Below are 18183 nucleotides of genomic sequence, written 5' to 3'. Positions count from 1 at the left end.
CGGCCGTCAGATATGCAGGATGAATTCGCGGACCAGCTTGCTGCCGAAATAGGCCAGCATCAGCAGGCAGAAGCCGGCCAGGGTCCAGCGGATCGCCTTGTGACCGCGCCAGCCGAGGCGTGTGCGGCCCCACAGCAGCACGCTGAACACGACCCAGGCCACGCAGGCCAGCAGGGTCTTGTGCACCAGGTGCTGGGCGAACAGGTTGTCGAGGAACAGCCAGCCGGAGATCAGCGACAGCGACAGCAGCACCCAGCCGGCCCAGAGGAAGCCGAACAGCAGGCTTTCCATGGTCTGCAGCGGCGGGAAGTTGCGGATCAGCCCGGACGGGTGCTTGTGCTTGAGCTGGTGGTCCTGCAGCAACAGCAGCAGGGCCTGGAACACGGCGATGGTGAACAGGCCGTAGGCCAGGATCGACAGCAGGATATGCGCGAGGATGCCGGGCTCTTCGTTGATCAGCGGTACCGTGCCAGGTGGGGCGAACTGGGCCAGCAGCGCGGTCACCGCGCCGAGCGGGAACAGCAGCACCAGCAGGTTCTCCACCGGGATGCTCAGGCAGGCGAGCAGGGTCAGGCCGATCACCGCCACGGCGATCAGGCTGGCGGCACTGAAGAAGTCCAGGCTCAGGCCCAGGGGCGTGATCAGCTGGAAGAACAGGGCGCCGCCCTGAGCGACCACCGCCAGGGTGCCGAACAGGCCCAGCAGCCGTTTGTCGGCACGGGCGCCTCGGGCCAGTCCGGTGGCCTGGTAGACGGTCGCGGCCAGATAAAGGAAGGCGGCGAGCAGATTGGGGATGAGGCTGGGTGAAGAGAACATAAGTCCTGGCAGGCAAGCCCTAAAGGGACGGAGTTTGGCATAGATCGCGGTGGGCAAGGAAGACCAGCAAGCCTTGCTCCGGTGCCTGGCGAGCGACTTGTACCCCATATGCCGGCCTCTTCGCGGGTTTACCCGCGAAGAGGCCGGCATGGTCACCGAATATCCAGAGGGGCTGCTCCAAGGTGTGCGCCGCCGCCGCTCTCCGCTATAATCGCCGCCTTGCTCTGCCCGGCGCGTGTACATGTTCACCTGGGCATCTGAAAAACCTCGGCTCCACTGGGCCTGAAAGGATCACCATGTTCGAAAACCTGACCGACCGCCTGTCACAGACGCTGCGCCATGTCACCGGCAAGGCCAAGCTGACCGAAGACAACATCAAGGACACGCTGCGCGAAGTGCGCATGGCCCTGCTCGAGGCCGACGTCGCCCTGCCGGTGGTCAAGGATTTCGTCAACAGCATCAAGGAACGCGCGGTCGGCACCGAAGTGTCGCGCAGCCTGACCCCGGGCCAGGCCTTCGTGAAGATCGTCCAGGCCGAGCTGGAAAGCCTGATGGGCGCGGCCAACGAAGAGCTGACCCTCAACGCCGCGCCACCCGCCGTGGTACTGATGGCCGGCCTGCAGGGCGCCGGTAAGACCACCACCGCCGGCAAGCTGGCGCGTCACCTGAAAGAGCGCAAGAAGAAGAGCGTGATGGTGGTGTCGGCCGACGTCTACCGTCCGGCGGCGATCAAGCAGCTCGAAACCCTGGCCAACGACATCGGCGTGACCTTCTTCCCGTCGGACATCAGCCAGAAACCGGTGGCCATCGCCGAGGCGGCGATCCGCGAAGCCAAGCTCAAGTTCATCGACGTGGTGATCGTCGACACTGCCGGCCGCCTGCATGTCGACGCCGACATGATGGACGAGATCAAGGCGCTGCATGCCGCGGTCAAGCCGATCGAGACCCTGTTCGTGGTCGACGCCATGACCGGCCAGGACGCGGCCAACACCGCCAAGGCCTTCGGCGACGCCCTGCCGCTGACCGGCGTGGTGCTGACCAAGGTCGACGGCGACGCCCGTGGCGGTGCCGCGCTGTCGGTACGCGCCATCACCGGCAAGCCGATCAAGTTCATCGGCATGGGCGAGAAGACCGAGGCCCTGGAACCGTTCCACCCGGATCGTATCGCCTCGCGCATCCTCGGCATGGGCGATGTGCTCAGCCTGATCGAGCAGGCCGAGCAGAACATCGACAAGGCCAAGGCCGACAAGCTGGCCAAGAAGCTGAAGAAGGGCAAGGGCTTCGACCTCGAGGACTTCCGCGACCAGCTGCAGCAGATGAAGAACATGGGCGGCCTGGGCGGTCTGATGGACAAGCTGCCGAGCATTGGTGGCGTGAACCTGTCGCAGATGGGCAATGCCCAGGGCGCGGCCGAGAAGCAGTTCAAGCAGATGGAGGCGATCATCAACTCCATGACCCCGGCCGAGCGTCGCGACCCCGACCTGATCAGCGGTTCGCGCAAGCGCCGCATCGCCCTCGGCTCCGGCACCCAGGTGCAGGACATCGGCCGCTTGATCAAGCAGCACAAGCAGATGCAGAAGATGATGAAGAAATTCTCCGCCAAGGGCGGCATGGCCAAGATGATGCGTGGTCTTGGCGGGATGCTGCCGGGTGGCGGCATGCCGAAACTGTAAAAGAATCCGGTGGGCTTCCTTATATGAGGAAGCCCGCCAGACCCCCGCTACGGCGGGATCATGGCCGCCGCGAGGAGGCCCAAACCGGCAGAACTGAGCGGCAGGCCCCGGCATTGCCGAAAAAGGCATTTGCAAATGTCCGTGTATTCCCCGAGAATATGCGGCCTTTTGGGCACCCGTGTGCCCATTGGGCATTCAGTTTTGCAGCACCGACTATAGGAACGATGTTCACATGGTAACCATTCGTCTGGCCCGTGGCGGCTCGAAAAAGCGCCCATTCTACCACCTGACCGTGACCAACTCGCGTAACGCCCGTGACGGCCGTTTCGTTGAGCGCGTTGGCTTCTTCAACCCGATCGCATCGGGCGCTGAAGTCAAGCTGTCGGTCAACCAAGAGCGCGTCACCTACTGGCTGAGCCAGGGCGCACAGCCGTCTGAGCGCGTTGCTCAGCTGCTGAAGGAAGCTGCCAAGGCTGCAGCCTGAGCAGTATGAACGCGACGCCAGAAAAGGCTGATGACCTCATCGTCGTTGGCAAGATTTTTTCGGTTCACGGCGTTCGCGGCGAGGTGAAGGTGTATTCCTTTACCGATCCGATTGAAAACCTGTTGGATTACCCGCGCTGGACGCTCAAGCACGAAGGCAAGGTAAAACAGGTCGAGCTGGTCAGCGGTCGTGGCTCCCAGAAGGGCCTGGTCGTGAAACTCAAAGGCCTCGATGATCGTGATGAAGCCCGTCTTCTGAGCGGTTACGAAATCTGCATTGCGCGGAGCCTTTTGCCCAACCTGGCAGCCGACGAGTACTACTGGTACCAGTTGGTGGGCCTGAAGGTCATCAATCAGGACGAACAACTGTTCGGCAAGATCGATCACCTGTTGGAGACCGGCGCGAACGATGTAATGGTGGTCAAGCCCTGCGCAGGCAGCCTGGATGATCGCGAGCGTCTGTTGCCCTATACCGGGCAATGCGTGCTGGCAATCGACCTGGACGCAGGCGTGATGCGGGTTGAGTGGGACGCGGACTTCTAGACGATGGGTAACCTTCGCGTAGACGTCATCACGTTGTTCCCCGAGATGTTCTCGGCCATCACGGAGTACGGCATTACCAGCCGCGCGGTGAAACAGGGGTTGCTGCAAGTGACCTGCTGGAACCCGCGGGACTACACCACAGATCGCCACCACACCGTGGATGATCGGCCGTTTGGCGGTGGTCCGGGCATGGTGATGAAGATCAAGCCTCTGGAAGACGCCCTGGTTAGCGCCAGGCAGGCAACCGGAGCATCGGCAAAGGTGATCTACCTTTCGCCACAAGGCCGCAAGCTGACCCAGCAGGCGGTCAAAGGCCTGGCCGAACAGGAATCGTTGATCCTGATCGCCGGTCGTTATGAAGGCATCGACGAGCGCTTTATCGAGGCTCATGTCGATGAGGAGTGGTCGATTGGCGACTATGTGCTTTCCGGTGGCGAGCTGCCGGCCATGGTACTGATCGATGCGGTTACACGGCTGCTGCCCGGAGCTTTAGGGCATGTGGACTCGGCGGAGGAAGACTCTTTCACCGACGGTCTGCTGGATTGCCCGCACTACACCCGACCTGAGGTGTATGCGGATCAGCGTGTTCCCGACGTGTTGCTAAGTGGCAACCATGCACATATCCGGCGTTGGCGGATGAAGCAGTCCCTTGGTAGGACCTTCGAACGACGCGCCGATCTTCTGGAAAGTCGCTCGCTTTCTGGAGAAGAGAAGAAGCTGCTCGAGGAATACATCCGCGAGCGGGACGATAGTTAAACGTATCGATGGTGGATCAAGTATCCATCTTAGGAGCACAGCATGACCAACAAGATCATCCAGCAGCTCGAAGCCGAGCAGATGAGCAAAGAGATCCCGACCTTCGCACCAGGCGACACTGTTGTCGTCCAGGTTAAAGTGAAGGAAGGCGACCGCTCGCGTCTGCAGGCGTTCGAAGGCGTCGTTATCGCCAAGCGTAACCGCGGTCTGAACAGCGCCTTCACCGTGCGCAAGATCTCCAGCGGCGTTGGCGTAGAGCGTACCTTCCAGACCTACAGCCCGCAGATCGACAGCCTGGCCGTGAAACGTCGTGGTGACGTGCGTAAAGCCAAGCTGTACTACCTGCGCGACCTGTCCGGCAAAGCCGCTCGCATCAAGGAAAAACTGTCCTGAGTACAGTTTGCCTGGCGGCCTAGGCCGCCTTGCGAGAAAAAAGCAGCCTTCGGGCTGCTTTTTTGCTTTCTGAAACCCGCCCTTGCGATGTGACCCGAAGATGACCACCCGAGACCAGGAAATCCAGCGCCGCACCGAGCTGTCGGTGACCCGCGTGACCAAGGCGGTGTTCCCCAACACCACCAACCACCACAACACCCTGTTCGGCGGCACCGCCCTGGCGTGGATGGACGAAGTGTCGTTCATCGCCGCCACCCGGTTCTGCCGGTTGCCGCTGGTGACCGTGTCCACCGATCGTATCGATTTCAAGCACCCGATCCCGGCCGGTTCGATCGTCGAGCTGGTGGGCACGGTGATCAAGGTCGGCAACACCAGCCTGCAGGTGCAGGTGGATGTGTTCGTCGAGAACATGTACCTCGATGGCCGCGAGCGGGCGATCCATGGCGTGTTCAGCTTCGTCGCCATCGACGAGGACAAGCGCCCGGTGCCGGTGCTGCCGTTGGCCTGATTCCAGGGCCATTCATGGATCAATGCGCCACAGGCTGCTCGGTCAGCTCCGGCTCCACCAGTGCCACCAATGTCCACCCAGGCTGCGGCTTGAGCGGATTGTCCGGGCTGGCCACATGCACCCAGCCTTGCCCGTCCCGGGCGAACAGCAGCGTGGCCCGCGGACCATGCAGTTGCTGGTAGTCGCTCCAGCCGAAGGCCTCGGTCAGCGTGGTGCTGTACAGCTCGGCACCCTGGTGCAGCAGCTTGGCCAGCTGCCCATAGGTCATGGGGCTCGACCCAAGCAATTGCCCGCGATGCTCCTCGCTGGCCCGGTGCTTGTCGCTGCGCTGTTTTTCCAGGCCGCTGGCCAGCACGAACAGCCGGGCCTGGCCGAAGTCATGACGAAAACGCGCGCAGGCCAGGGCATTGAGCTCGCCTGCCGGTGACAGCCCCAGCAGGTGGCCCAGGCCGACCAGGTCGAGGTGGGCGTCGGCGTGCTGCGAGGCGGGGTTGCCGAAGTAGGTCGGCAGGTTGTCCATGCGCGCGGCGCGGATGTTCTCCCAGCTCGAGTCGGTCAGCAGCACCCGGCAGCCCAGTTGCTGCAGGGCCTTGGCAATGACCCGCGCAGGCGGGTTGGCGCCGACCACGAGAAACCCGCTCGGCGCCGGTTCCGCCACCTTCAGCAGGCGCGCCAGGGGCCTGGCGGTGGCACTTTGCAGCACCACGGTGCCGATGATCACGGCGAAGGTCAGCGGCACCAGCAGCAGCGCGCCGTCGTGCCCGGCCTGGTCCAGGCGAATGGCGAAGATCGCCGACACGGCCGCGGCCACGATGCCCCGTGGCGCGATCCAGGCCAGCAATGCCCGCTCCCGCCAGCTCAGCGGCGAGCCCAGGGTCGACAGCAGGACGTTCAGCGGCCGTGCCAGCAACTGGATCACCAGCAGCAGCGCCAGCACCGCCGGCCCCAGGGCCAACAGCGCGTGCAGGTCGAGCCGCGCGGCCAGGAGGATGAACAGCCCGGAGATCAGCAGCACGCTGAGGTTCTCCTTGAAATGCAGGATCTGCCGCACATCCACGCCGGGCATGTTGGCCAGCCACATGCCCATGACCGTGACTGCCAGCAGGCCCGATTCATGGACGATCTGGTTGGCGGCGATGAAGATGCCCAGCACCGCCGCCAGCGAGGCCAGGTTGTGCAGGTATTCCGGCAGCCACTGCTCGCGCATGACCTGCCCGAGCAGCCAGCCACCGGCAACGCCCAGCGCACTGCCGCAGAAGATCACCCCGGCAAAGGTCGCCAGGCTGTGGCTCAGGCCTTCACCGGCGGCGCTGGCGATGATGAAGCTGTACACCACCACCGCCAGCAGCGCGCCGATCGGGTCGATGACGATACCTTCCCAGCGCAGGATGTTGGCGATCGCCGCCTTTGGCCGCACCACCCGCAGCATGGGCACGATCACCGTGGGGCCGGTGACCAGGGTCAGGGTGCCGAACAGGATCGCCAGGGGCCAGTCGAAACCCAGCAGCCAGTGGGTGGCCAGGGCAATCACCAGCCAGGTGCTCAGCGCGCCGACGGTGACCAGGCGATGCACCACGCTGCCGATCTCGCGCCATTGCGACAGGTGCAGGGTCAGGCTGCCTTCGAACAGGATCAGCGCCACCGCCAGCGACACCAGCGGCATCAGCAGCGGGCCGAACAGCGCCTGCGGCTGCAGCCAGCCCAGCACGGGCCCCGCGAGGATGCCGCACAGCAGCAGGAACAGGATCGCCGGCAGCTTCAGGCGCCAGGCCAGCCATTGGCAGAGCAGGGCGGCAGCGCCGATGCCACCGACACTCAAAAGAATCTGTTGTTCGTTCACGCGGGCTCCCTCTGCATGCCGTGTTATGAAAGACTAAGCGTCATTTCGTCGTTTGCCACCGAGTCTTCATGCCTGCACTGGACCACCCCCTGATCGACCAGTTCCTCGATGCCCTCTGGCTGGAGAAGGGGCTGTCCGACAACACCCGCGCTTCGTATCGCAGCGACCTGGCGCTGTTCAATGGCTGGCTGCAGGAGCATGGCGTGGCACTGCCCGATGCCGGGCGTGAGCTGATCCTCGACCACCTGGCCTGGCGTTTCGACCAGGGCTACAAGCCGCGTTCGACCGCGCGCTTTCTTTCCGGGGTGCGCGGGTTCTTCCGTTACCTGCTGCGCGAGCGGCTGGTCGCAGTCGACCCGACGCTGCAGGTGGACATGCCGCAACTGGGCCGGCCGCTGCCCAAGTCGCTGTCGGAGGCCGATGTCGAGGCCCTGCTGCAGGCACCGGACCTCGGCGAGTCCATCGGCCAGCGCGACCGTGCCATGCTCGAGGTGCTCTATGCCTGCGGCCTGCGCGTGACCGAGCTGGTCAGCCTGACCCTGGACCAGGTCAACCTGCGCCAGGGCGTGCTGCGGGTTATGGGCAAGGGCAGCAAGGAGCGCCTGGTGCCGATGGGCGAGGAGGCGGTGGTGTGGATCGAGCGCTACCTGCGCGATGGTCGCGCCGAGCTGCTGGGCGGGCGCCCTAGCGACGTGCTGTTCCCCAGCCAGCGCGGTGAGCAGATGACGCGGCAGACCTTCTGGCACCGCATCAAGCACCAGGCGCGGGTGGCCGGCATCGACAAGCCGCTGTCGCCGCACACGCTGCGCCACGCCTTTGCCACGCACCTGCTCAACCATGGCGCCGACCTGCGCGTGGTGCAGATGCTGCTGGGCCACAGCGATCTGTCCACTACGCAGATCTATACCCATGTGGCCAAGGCCCGGCTGCAACAGCTGCACGCCGAACACCACCCACGTGGATGAATGCTTTTCATGTTCCGCCGACCGGTGCCTGAGTACCCCTACTGCGCCAGTTTGTTGTGGTAGGCTTGGACGGTTTGTTGCAAGGGCCGAATGTTCGCTACCCGCCAGGGTCAAGCAACGCCCCCACGGCCCCGTCCGCCTTCAGGAGTACCCCATGCGCGTGACCCAGATTTTCGCCGCCGCCGCCCTGGCGTTGGCCAGTACCTTTGCCGTCGCCGCGGCCACCGATGCCAATACCGGTGCCGAGCAGGCGATCCGCAAATCCTTGCAGAACCTCGCGCTGGAAGTGCCGGTCGAGAGCGTCAGCAGCAGCCCGCTCAATGGCCTGTACGAAGTCAAGCTGCAGGGCGGGCGCGTGCTGTACGCCAGCGCCGACGGTCAGTTCGTCATGCAGGGCTACCTGTTCCAGATCCAGGACGGCAAGCCGGTCAACCTCACCGAGAAGACCGAGCGCCAAGGCATTGCCAAGCTGATCAACGGCATCCCGGCCGGCGAGATGGTGGTCTACCCGGCCAAGGGTGAAACCAAGTCGCACATCACCGTGTTCACCGACACCACCTGCCCGTACTGCCACAAGCTGCACGCCGAAGTGCCGGAACTCAACCGCCGTGGCATCGAAGTGCGCTACGTCGCCTTCCCGCGCCAGGGCCTGGGTTCGCCGGGTGACGAGCAGCTGCAGGCGGTATGGTGCTCCAGCGATCGCCGCGCGGCGCTGGACAAGATGGTCGACGGCAAGGAGATCAAGGCCGCCAAGTGCGCCAACCCGGTCAGCAAGCAGTTCCAGCTGGGCCAATCGATTGGTGTAAATGGCACGCCGGCGATCGTTCTACAGAATGGCCAGGTGATTCCGGGTTACCAGCCGGCGCCGCAAGTGGCCAAGCTGGCCCTGGCCGAAAGCAAGTAATCAATTCAGTACGCCGTCGTCATGGGGTGACGGCATGTTTCACGGTCGGCGCAGGTGCCGGCCGTTCTATGGGGAGTTCACAGTGAAACCGGTCAAAGTAGGCATCTGTGGGTTGGGGACCGTCGGTGGCGGAACCTTCAATGTACTTCAGCGCAACGCCGAGGAGATCGCCCGCCGTGCCGGGCGCGGTATTGAAGTGGCACAGATTGCCATGCGCTCGCAGAACCCGAACTGCCAGATTACCGGTACCCCCATTACCGCTGATGTGTTCGAAGTCGCGAGCAACCCCGAGATCGATATTGTCATCGAGCTGATCGGCGGCTACACCATCGCCCGCGACCTGGTGCTCAAGGCCATCGAAAACGGCAAGCACGTGGTCACCGCCAACAAGGCGCTGATCGCCGTGCACGGCAACGAGATCTTCGCCAAGGCCCGCGAGAAGGGCGTCATCGTCGCCTTCGAAGCCGCCGTGGCCGGTGGCATCCCGGTGATCAAGGCGATCCGCGAGGGCCTGTCGGCCAACCGCATCAACTGGCTGGCCGGGATCATCAACGGCACCGGCAACTTCATCCTCACCGAGATGCGCGACAAGGGCCGCGCCTTCCCCGACGTGCTGGCCGAAGCCCAGGCGCTGGGTTATGCCGAGGCCGACCCGACCTTCGACGTCGAAGGCATCGATGCCGCGCACAAGCTGACCATCCTGGCGTCCATCGCCTTCGGTATCCCACTGCAGTTCGACAAGGCCTACACCGAGGGCATCACCCAGCTGACCACCGCCGACGTGAACTACGCCGAGGCCCTGGGCTACCGTATCAAGCACCTGGGCGTGGCCCGTCGCACCGCCGACGGCATCGAGCTGCGCGTGCACCCGACGCTGATCCCCAACGATCGCCTGATCGCCAACGTCAACGGCGTGATGAACGCGGTGATGGTCAACGGCGACGCCGCCGGTTCCACCCTGTACTACGGCGCCGGTGCCGGCATGGAGCCGACCGCGTCGTCGGTGGTCGCCGACCTGGTCGACGTGGTCCGCGCCATGACTTCCGACCCGGAGAACCGCGTGCCGCACCTGGCGTTCCAGCCGGACGCGCTGTCGGCCCACCCGATCCTGCCGATCGAAGCCTGCGAAAGTGCCTACTACCTGCGCATCCAGGCCAAGGACCACCCGGGCGTGCTGGCCCAGGTCGCCAGCATTCTTTCGGAGCGCGGCATCAACATCGAGTCGATCATGCAGAAGGAAGCCGAGGAGCAGGACGGCCTGGTACCGATGATCCTGCTGACCCACCGTGTGGTCGAGCAACGCATCGACGACGCCATCGTCGCCCTGGAAGCGCTTCAGGACGTGGTCGGCAAGGTCGTGCGCATCCGCGTCGAACAGCTCAATTAATTTCGGCGGCGGGCCGCGACGGCGGCCCGCGCCCAGCATCGAAGGTTTGCACCCATGCGCTATATCAGTACCCGCGGCCAGGCTCCGGCCCTGAACTTCGAAGACGTCCTGCTGGCGGGCCTCGCCAGCGACGGCGGCCTGTACGTGCCCGAGAACCTGCCGCGCTTCACCCAGGAAGAAATCGCCTCCTGGGCGGGCCTGCCGTACCACGAACTGGCTTTCCGGGTGATGCGCCCGTTCGTCGAAGGCAGCATCGCCGACGCCGACTTCAAGAAGATTCTCGAAGAGACCTACGGCAACTTCGCCCACGCCGCCGTCGCGCCGCTGCGCCAGCTCAACGGCAACGAGTGGGTGATGGAGCTGTTCCACGGCCCGACCCTGGCCTTCAAGGACTTCGCCCTGCAACTGCTCGGCCGTCTGCTCGACCACGTGCTGGTCAAGCGCGGCGAGCGCGTGGTGATCGTCGGTGCCACCAGTGGTGACACAGGTTCCGCCGCCATCGAAGGCTGCCGCCGTTGCGACAACGTCGACATCTTCATCCTGCACCCGCACCAGCGTGTGTCGGAAGTGCAGCGCCGGCAGATGACCACCATCCTCGGCGACAACATCCACAACATCGCCATCGAAGGCAACTTCGACGACTGCCAGGAGATGGTCAAGGCCAGCTTCGCCGACCAGTCGTTCCTCAAGGGCACCCGCCTGGTGGCGGTGAACTCGATCAACTGGGCGCGGATCATGGCCCAGATCGTCTACTACTTCCACGCCGCCCTGCAGCTCGGCGGCCCGGCCCGTTCGGTGGCGTTCTCGGTGCCGACCGGCAACTTCGGCGACATCTTCGCCGGTTACCTGGCGCGCAACATGGGCCTGCCGATCAGCCAGCTGGTGGTGGCGACCAACCGCAACGACATCCTGCACCGCTTCATGAGCGGCAACCAGTACGTCAAGGATGCCCTGCATCCGACCCTGTCGCCGTCGATGGACATCATGGTCTCGTCCAACTTCGAGCGCCTGCTGTTCGACCTGCACGGTCGTAATGGCGCCGCGGTTGCCCAGCTGATGGACACCTTCAAGCAAGGCGGTGGCTTCAGCGTCGAGCAGGATCGCTGGACCGAGGCGCGCAAGCTGTTCGATTCGCTGGCCGTCACCGACGAGCAGACCTGCGAGACCATCGCCGAGGTGTTCAAGGCCACCGGTGAAGTCCTCGATCCGCACACCGCGATCGGCGTCAAGGCCGCCCGCGAGTGCCGTCGCAGCCTGGATACGCCGATGGTGGTGCTGGGCACCGCGCATCCGGTCAAGTTCCCCGAGGCGGTGGAGAAGGCCGGTGTCGACAAGGCCCTGGAACTGCCGGCGCACCTGAGCGACCTGTTCAGCCGCGAAGAGCGCTGCACGGTGCTGGCCAACGACCTGAAGACGGTGCAGGCCTTCGTCAGCCAGCATGGCAACCGCGGCAAGCCGCTGTAAGCCGAGCACTACGCGAAAAAGCCCGTCCTAGACGGGCTTTTTCATGTCCACGACACAGGGTTTGGATCTTTCAGACTTTTCCCATGTAGTTCGATACATACCCCTACTAAAGTGGTCGCTCCAACCTACACGCCACACTGTTCCGGGGGAAGCTCATGCGTCAGCTCAATGTTCTTATCCACCAGGCTCGGCCCTACCACCAGATGCTGCTGCATCAGGCCTTCAATGCCCAGGGCGTCTACAGCGTCCGGGTCACCGATGACGTGCCGACCGCGACGGCGCGGCAGCGCCCGGTGGATGTACTGGTGCTCGACCAGCGCATGCCCAGGGGCTATGCCCGGCGCCTGTTCAAGTACCTGGTGCAGGCTTCCTGCGCGGGGGGATTGCTGTTCGTCGGGTGTGCTGGCGCGGGGGAAATGGATCTGGCGCTCGAGGCCCGCCAGTACGGTTTGAATGTGCTGGCAGAGTTGCCATGGCCGATGTCGATGGTAGGCCTGGAACAGGTGTTGGAGCGCCTCTGATCGGACGCTGGGTGGGCGCATCGAAACTGTCATGTTGTCCGCGCATGCTCGCGGTAACGGGCCACGGCGAACTTTCCGTCGGGCCCGATGGTCAGTTTCCTCGAACCTTAGCCAGCGAGTGATCCGGATGGAAAGAATCTGCAGACTGCTCAACGACGCCCTTTCCCCATACCAGGCCGAGCTTGGTACGCCCGACAGCCTTGGCAGTCGCCAGTTGACACTCTATGACGAGCACGGGGTGCGGATCCTGCAGCGCGGGGTCTGCACTCGTCAATTGGCGGAGCAGCAGTTGCTGGTTGATCTGGTCGATGGCCTGCACCGTGACTTGCAGATCGCCGAAGGCCGCCTGCAGCCCTGTGTGATCGCCGCCCTGCAACATCAGCGGCAGATACAAGGAACCTTTGCCTGACAGACCCATCAGATTCAGCAAGGGCCGTCTGATGGTGCTTTGCTCCGGTACCGTGCAGATTGTCACTGGAAGTCCCAAGGGCTTTCGCTTGACCCCGGTCGTCCTCCCCAGCGGCCGGGGTTTCTTTTTGCCCCGACTTCAAAACGCCCCTGTGCCATCGACTTCAGGGCGCTTCAGCGCGGCGACGGTTCACCCTGCTCGAAGAAGTGCCTGGCCTGCTCCAGGTAATCCTCCTGCAGCCCAGGGTCCAGCCAGTGGGCGTAGAGCTCGGGCAAGGTATCGCGACGCAATGCCGGCAGCAGTTGGTCGATATGGGCGATCGCCTCGCGCCCCAGCGGAGTATCCGAACAGCCTACATGCAGGAACTGGTAACGGTTCACGCCAAGGATGGGGTGGAAACTGTAGTCGTCCAGCGAGCCATTTTGCTGCTGGATCAGGTAACGCATCTCGGGCCAATAGCCGAGCACCAGTTGCAGGCGCCCCAATTGCTGCATCTGCAGCAGGCTGGCCGTGGCATCGTTGCCATAGTGTCGGCTGAACGCGGTATCAGGCAGTTGCCTGAGGACCTCATCGACCTGCACGCTGTAGCTGCGCTCGGCGACGATGCCCAGCTTCAGGCGGGTCTCGGCCAGCAAGCGCTGCAGGTCGACCTGCTGGCCCTCCAGGTAGGGCGCCAGCAGCGCCTGGTCTTGCTTGCGTACGATCAGGCCACTGCTCAGTACGCCGAGCGATGGTTGGGAGAAATGCACGTATCTGGCGCGGTCGGGGGTCCACAGCAGGGTCGGGTCGCAGGTGAAACTGGGCTCCTGGAGCATCTGGATACCCCGGGCCCGGTTGACCCGGACGATGCTGTGGTCGTACTCGGGCATCCGGGCGATCAGCATCGGCAACAGCTGGTCGATCACCCCCTGGCCCTTGGCCGGCCCTTCGAAGATGGTGAACGGCGGCAGGTCGCGCACCAGCCATAGCAGGCGCTCCCTGGCCTCGACCGCCTGCCCCGCGAGTGCGGTCAGCAACAGGCAGAGCACGATGGGCAGATGGCGGATACGCATGGGGCCTGGGTCAGACCGTACCGGCCGCGCGCAGGCGGGCTATGGTGGTTGCGTCGTAGCCCAGGCTGGCCAGCACCGTGGCCGTGTGTTCGCCCAGGGCGGGGCCGACCCACTCGGCGGAGCCCGGTGTGTCGGACAACTTGGGCACGATGCCCGGCATCTTGAATGGCTTGCCGTCCGGCAGCCGGGCCTGGAGGAACATCTCGCGGGCGAGGAACTGCGGATCGCCCAGCATGTCCTCGGCGGAGTAGATCCGGCTGGCCGGCACCTCGGCATCGTTCAGCGCCTGCATTACCTCGGCCAGTGGCAGGCTGTTGGCCCAGCGGTCGATGACCCCGTACAGCTCGTCGCGGCGCGCATCGCGGCCGTCGTTGGTGGCCAGGGTCGCATCGTTGGCCAGGTCGTCGCGGCCAATGGCCTGCATGAAACGCTTGAAGATCGCGTCGCCATTGGCGCCGATCTGCACGTGACGGCCATCGGCGGTGGTGTGGATGGAGGAGGGGGTGATGCCCGGCATGATGTTGCCGGTGCGTTCGCGGATGAACCCGAACACGTCGAACTCCGGGACCATGCTCTCCATCATGGCGAAGATCGCTTCATACAGTGCCACGTCCACCACCTGGCCCGCGCCACCGTTGACCTCGCGGTGACGCAGGGCCATCAGTGCGCCGATCACGCCCCACAGGGCGGCAATGGAGTCGCCGATGGAGATCCCGGTGCGTACCGGCGGACGGTCCTCGAAACCGGTGATATAGCGCAGTCCGCCCATGGACTCGCCGACCGCGCCGAAGCCAGGTTGGTCCTTCATCGGCCCGGTCTGACCAAAGCCTGACAGGCGCACCATGACCAGGCGCGGGTTGAGGGCGTGGAGCACGTCCCAGCCCAGCCCCAGTTTCTCCAGCACGCCGGGGCGGAAATTCTCGATGAGGATGTCGGCGTCGGCCAGCAGGCGCTTGAGCACGTCGCGGCCTTCCGGGTGCTTGAGGTTGAGGGTCAGCGACTGCTTGTTTCGCGCCTGGACGAACCACCACAGCGACGTGCCTTCATAGAGCTTGCGCCACTTGCGCAGCGGGTCGCCGCCATCGGGGGATTCGACCTTGATCACCTCGGCGCCGAACTCGGCGCAGATCCGCGAGGCAAACGGGCCGGCGATCAGGGTGCCGAGCTCGATGACTTTCAGGCCGGCGAGGGGTTTGCTGGGCGTAGGCATGGGGCATCCGTGGCGGCTGGGCGTGAGCGCAGGTTGTATCACAGCTCGGCGGTGGCAGGTATATCGGCGTTGTCTGATCCGGCGCAGATGGCCTGGATCGGTTAGACTGTGCGACTTTTCCCCCGCAAGAAGCCCAGCGCCCATGGCCCAGCCGTCCACCACCTACAAGTTCGAACTGAATCTGACCGACCTCGACCGCGGCGTGTACGAGAGCGTCAAGCAGACGATCGCCCGCCACCCTTCGGAAACCGAAGAGCGGATGGCCGTGCGCCTGCTGGCCTATGCCCTCTGGTACAACGAAAACCTGTCCTTCGGCCGGGGCCTGTCGGATGTCGATGAAGCGGCGGTGTGGGAAAAGAGCCTGGATGACCGCATCCTGCATTGGATCGAGGTTGGCCAGCCCGATGCCGATCGCTTGACCTGGTGCTCGCGTCGTACCGAGCGCACCAGCCTGCTGGCCTATGGCAGCCTGCGGGTCTGGACGACCAAGGTGCTGGGCGCGGTGAAGGGGCTGAAGAACCTGAACGTCGCCGCCGTGCCGCAAGAAGTGCTGGAAACCCTGGCCACCGATATGCCCCGTGCCATCAAGTGGGACGTGATGATCAGCGAAGGTACCGTATTCGTCACCGACGACCGTGGCCAGCACGAAGTGCAACTGGAGTGGCTGCTCGGCGAGCGCGGCTGACCCGATTCACACTGGATTATCGAAGACCCCATGCGTATCGAACCTCGTCCCCTGCCGTCGCCCCTGCCATTGCTGGGCAACCTGCCACCCCTGTTGACCCGCCTGTACGCCGCCCGTGGCGTGCAGTCCGAGGCTGAACTGGACAAGAGCCTGGCGCGCCTGCTGCCGTTCCAGCAGCTCAAGGGCATCGAAGTGGCGGTGGACCTGCTGGTCGAGGCGCTCGACCAGCGCCAGCGCATTCTCATCGTCGGCGACTTCGACGCCGACGGCGCCACCGCCAGTACTGTCGGTGTGCTTGGTCTGCGCCTGCTGGGCGCGGCGCATGTCGACTACCTTGTGCCCAATCGCTTCGAGTATGGCTATGGCCTGACCCCGGAGATTGTCGAGGTCGCCCTGCAGCGCCAGCCGCAGTTGCTGATCACCGTGGACAACGGTATCTCCAGCGTCGACGGCGTCGCAGCGGCCAAGGCTGCCGGACTCAAGGTGCTGGTCACCGACCACCACTTGCCTGGCGAACAGTTGCCCGCCGCCGATGCCATCGTCAACCCGAACCAGCCGGGCTGCGGGTTCCCGAGCAAGTCCCTGGCCGGCGTGGGGGTGATCTTCTACGTGCTGATGGCCCTGCGCGCGCGCCTGCGCAGCCTGGGACGCTACGAGACGCAGCCGCAGCCGAACATCGGCGAGCTGCTCGACCTGGTGGCGCTGGGCAGCGTCGCCGACGTGGTGCCGCTGGATGCCAACAACCGCATCCTGGTGCACCAGGGGCTGGAGCGCATCCGCGCCGGCCGCGCCCGCCCCGGGCTCAAGGCCATCCTCGAGGTGGCGCGGCGCGATCATCGACGCATCACCTCCACCGACCTGGGCTTCATCCTCGGCCCTCGGCTCAATGCCGCCGGGCGTCTGGACGACATGAGCCTGGGCATCGAGTGCCTGTTGTGCGATGACGCGGCGCTGGCGCTGGACATGGCCCAGCAGCTCGATGGCCTGAACCAGGATCGCAAGTCCATCGAGCAGGGCATGCAGCGTGAGGCGCTGGCCCAGCTCAAGGACCTGCCGGTCGAGTCCATGCCCTATGGCCTGTGCCTGTTCGACGCCGACTGGCACCAGGGGGTGATCGGTATCCTCGCCTCACGGTTGAAGGAGCGTTACCACCGTCCGACCATTGCTTTCGCTGATGCGGGGGAGGGGATGCTCAAGGGGTCGGCGCGTTCGGTAGCGGGGTTTCATATCCGCGATGCGCTGGATGCCGTGGCGGCGCGGCATCCGGCTTTGATCAGCAAGTTTGGCGGGCATGCGATGGCGGCGGGGTTGTCGCTGCCGGCCGAGCACTTCCCGGCGTTTGCCGAGGCGTTCGATGAAGAGGTGCGGCGGCAACTGCGTGAGGATGACCTGACCGGTCGGCTGTTGTCCGATGGCACCCTGGCGGTCGAGGAGTTTCACCTGGACCTGGCGCGGGCATTACGCAATGCCGGGCCGTGGGGGCAGCATTTTCCCGAGCCGTTGTTCCATGGGGTATTTCAGCTGGTCGAACAGCGGGTGGTCGGGGAGCGGCATCTGAAAGTGGTGCTCAAGAGCGAGTGTGGGGTGGTGCGGTTGGATGGGATTGCCTTTGGGGTTGATCGGGAGGTTTGGCCGAATCCTACTGTGCGGTGGGTGGAGTTGGCTTACAAGCTGGATGTGAATGAGTTTCGGGGGAATGAGAGTGTGCAGTTGATGATTGCTCACATGGAAGCTCGGTGATTTTGTTTTGATTGGTTAACTGGTTGTTTTGAGGGTTGTATGCGCATTCATTTGTGATGTCGACGCTTATTCACCTTTCCGCCCTTACGGCGGGTAACTTTTTGAAGGATCAAAAAGTCACCAAAAAATCCTCGCTCCATTCATCCGGCCCTACGCTTCGCTCCGGGTCCCCTCACTCCGGCCTTGCTCCCGGGAGGACCGCGCTGCAGGGCCCATCCTGGGCCCCAGCGCTTGACGGGCATCCATGCCCGTCACCTCCCTTCGCAAGACCTCCGTTCGGCCTCCTGAAGTCGCGAAGTTACGAGCGGCGCCTGGACTGGCGCAGCTGTCGCTAGTTGGAAATTAATTGATCTCTCGACTGTATCGCGGGGCAAGCCCGCTCCCACGCAATAGTCGCCGTTATATATAACCCTGTAGGAGCGGGCTTGCCCCGCGAAAGGGCCGGAACAGCCAATTCATAAATAGCTGTCAAACAACTAAATTCGAATTTCTTGCTCTTGCTCTTGCTCTTGCTCTTGCTCTTGCTCTTGCTTCTAAGCGCGCAATAGTCCAGGCGCCGCCAATTGCGACTTCAGGAGGCCGAGCGGAGTTCTTGCGGAGGGAGGTGACGGGCATGGATGCCCGTCAAGCGCTGCGCCCCAGGATGGGGCGTTCAGCGCGGTCCTCCCGGGAGCAAGAACGGAGCGAGGGAACCCCGAAGCGAAGCGTAGGGGCCGGATGATGGAGCGAGGATTTTTTGGTTCCTTTTTGATCCTTCTGTAGAGACCGGACACATGGTGGACACGTGTACGGAGACATGGTTGACACTTCCTGGCAGCCCCCTTTGCCAGGATT

The 18183-nt window shown here is 64.1% G+C and carries 18 protein-coding genes; 14 read left to right on the top strand and 4 right to left on the bottom strand.

Annotated features, from left to right (window positions below; genetic code table 11):
* Nucleotides 1–6: 6 nt before the first annotated feature.
* Complete coding sequence (locus LU671_RS13645) at nt 7–816, bottom strand: cytochrome C assembly family protein (protein WP_232855926.1); 810 nt, start codon at nt 814–816, stop codon at nt 7–9.
* A gap of 296 nt (nt 817–1112) precedes the next feature.
* Here LU671_RS13645 and ffh point away from each other — a divergent pair, with 296 nt between their 5' ends.
* From ffh to LU671_RS13615, 6 genes are all read left to right on the top strand, one after another.
* Nucleotides 1113–2489: a signal recognition particle protein gene (gene ffh / locus LU671_RS13640; RefSeq protein ID WP_050704199.1), complete on the top strand. Its 1377-nt coding sequence runs from the start codon at nt 1113–1115 to the stop codon at nt 2487–2489.
* Nucleotides 2490–2721: 232 nt separating this feature from the next.
* The gene (gene rpsP, locus LU671_RS13635; RefSeq protein WP_011535318.1) at nt 2722–2973 is read left to right on the top strand and encodes a 30S ribosomal protein S16; all 252 of its coding nucleotides are present in this window, start codon (nt 2722–2724) and stop codon (nt 2971–2973) included.
* Between the two features lie 5 nt (nt 2974–2978).
* Nucleotides 2979–3515 (top strand): ribosome maturation factor RimM, encoded by a 537-nt coding sequence (gene rimM, locus LU671_RS13630; RefSeq protein ID WP_232855925.1) that lies wholly within the window; start codon nt 2979–2981, stop codon nt 3513–3515.
* A 3-nt stretch (nt 3516–3518) separates the two neighbouring features.
* On the top strand, nt 3519–4271 hold the full coding sequence (trmD, locus tag LU671_RS13625; RefSeq protein WP_028691588.1) for a tRNA (guanosine(37)-N1)-methyltransferase TrmD: 753 nt from the start codon (nt 3519–3521) through the stop codon (nt 4269–4271).
* Nucleotides 4272–4313: 42 nt separating this feature from the next.
* The gene (rplS, locus tag LU671_RS13620; RefSeq protein WP_011535315.1) at nt 4314–4664 is read left to right on the top strand and encodes a 50S ribosomal protein L19; all 351 of its coding nucleotides are present in this window, start codon (nt 4314–4316) and stop codon (nt 4662–4664) included.
* A gap of 100 nt (nt 4665–4764) precedes the next feature.
* Nucleotides 4765–5172, top strand: a complete 408-nt coding sequence (locus tag LU671_RS13615) for an acyl-CoA thioesterase (RefSeq protein WP_023629813.1) — start codon at nt 4765–4767, stop codon at nt 5170–5172.
* 19 nt (nt 5173–5191) lie between these two features.
* On the opposite strand, the gene LU671_RS13610 is transcribed toward LU671_RS13615, so the two are convergent.
* Complete coding sequence (locus tag LU671_RS13610; RefSeq protein ID WP_203651026.1) at nt 5192–7012, bottom strand: cation:proton antiporter; 1821 nt, start codon at nt 7010–7012, stop codon at nt 5192–5194.
* A 68-nt stretch (nt 7013–7080) separates the two neighbouring features.
* Here LU671_RS13610 and xerD point away from each other — a divergent pair, with 68 nt between their 5' ends.
* The 6 genes from xerD (at nt 7081) to LU671_RS13580 (ending at nt 12662) form a co-directional block, all read left to right on the top strand.
* Nucleotides 7081–7977, top strand: a complete 897-nt coding sequence (gene xerD, locus LU671_RS13605; protein ID WP_232855924.1) for a site-specific tyrosine recombinase XerD — start codon at nt 7081–7083, stop codon at nt 7975–7977.
* A gap of 154 nt (nt 7978–8131) precedes the next feature.
* The gene (locus tag LU671_RS13600) at nt 8132–8881 is read left to right on the top strand and encodes a thioredoxin fold domain-containing protein (RefSeq protein WP_232855923.1); all 750 of its coding nucleotides are present in this window, start codon (nt 8132–8134) and stop codon (nt 8879–8881) included.
* Between the two features lie 82 nt (nt 8882–8963).
* Nucleotides 8964–10268: a homoserine dehydrogenase gene (locus LU671_RS13595; RefSeq protein WP_023630110.1), complete on the top strand. Its 1305-nt coding sequence runs from the start codon at nt 8964–8966 to the stop codon at nt 10266–10268.
* Nucleotides 10269–10322: 54 nt separating this feature from the next.
* Complete coding sequence (gene thrC, locus LU671_RS13590) at nt 10323–11732, top strand: threonine synthase (protein ID WP_203651031.1); 1410 nt, start codon at nt 10323–10325, stop codon at nt 11730–11732.
* A gap of 155 nt (nt 11733–11887) precedes the next feature.
* The gene (locus LU671_RS13585) at nt 11888–12253 is read left to right on the top strand and encodes a hypothetical protein (RefSeq protein WP_050704208.1); all 366 of its coding nucleotides are present in this window, start codon (nt 11888–11890) and stop codon (nt 12251–12253) included.
* 127 nt (nt 12254–12380) lie between these two features.
* Nucleotides 12381–12662, top strand: coding sequence for a DUF3509 domain-containing protein (locus LU671_RS13580; RefSeq protein WP_203651032.1), 282 nt, complete (start codon nt 12381–12383; stop codon nt 12660–12662).
* Nucleotides 12663–12835: 173 nt separating this feature from the next.
* Here the strand turns inward: LU671_RS13580 and LU671_RS13575 are convergent, their stop codons facing one another.
* Together LU671_RS13575 and LU671_RS13570 are read right to left on the bottom strand one after the other, a co-directional pair.
* Nucleotides 12836–13714: a TIGR02285 family protein gene (locus tag LU671_RS13575; protein ID WP_203651033.1), complete on the bottom strand. Its 879-nt coding sequence runs from the start codon at nt 13712–13714 to the stop codon at nt 12836–12838.
* A 10-nt stretch (nt 13715–13724) separates the two neighbouring features.
* A complete protein-coding gene (locus tag LU671_RS13570; RefSeq protein WP_232855922.1) occupies nt 13725–14924 on the bottom strand; it encodes a CaiB/BaiF CoA transferase family protein in 1200 nt (399 codons plus the stop codon).
* A 142-nt stretch (nt 14925–15066) separates the two neighbouring features.
* Here LU671_RS13570 and LU671_RS13565 point away from each other — a divergent pair, with 142 nt between their 5' ends.
* Nucleotides 15067–15609 carry a YaeQ family protein gene (locus tag LU671_RS13565; protein WP_203651035.1) on the top strand — a complete coding sequence of 181 codons (543 nt, stop codon included), beginning with the start codon at nt 15067–15069 and terminating at the stop codon, nt 15607–15609.
* Nucleotides 15610–15639: 30 nt separating this feature from the next.
* Nucleotides 15640–17349 (top strand): single-stranded-DNA-specific exonuclease RecJ, encoded by a 1710-nt coding sequence (recJ, locus tag LU671_RS13560; RefSeq protein WP_232855921.1) that lies wholly within the window; start codon nt 15640–15642, stop codon nt 17347–17349.
* Nucleotides 17350–18183: the final 834 nt, after the last annotated feature.

It is taken from the genome of Pseudomonas sp. NMI760_13, assembly GCF_021283245.1.
Classification (GTDB): Bacteria; Pseudomonadota; Gammaproteobacteria; order Pseudomonadales; family Pseudomonadaceae; genus Aquipseudomonas; species Aquipseudomonas peradeniyensis.
This window is presented reverse-complemented; position numbering and strand designations above follow the sequence as displayed.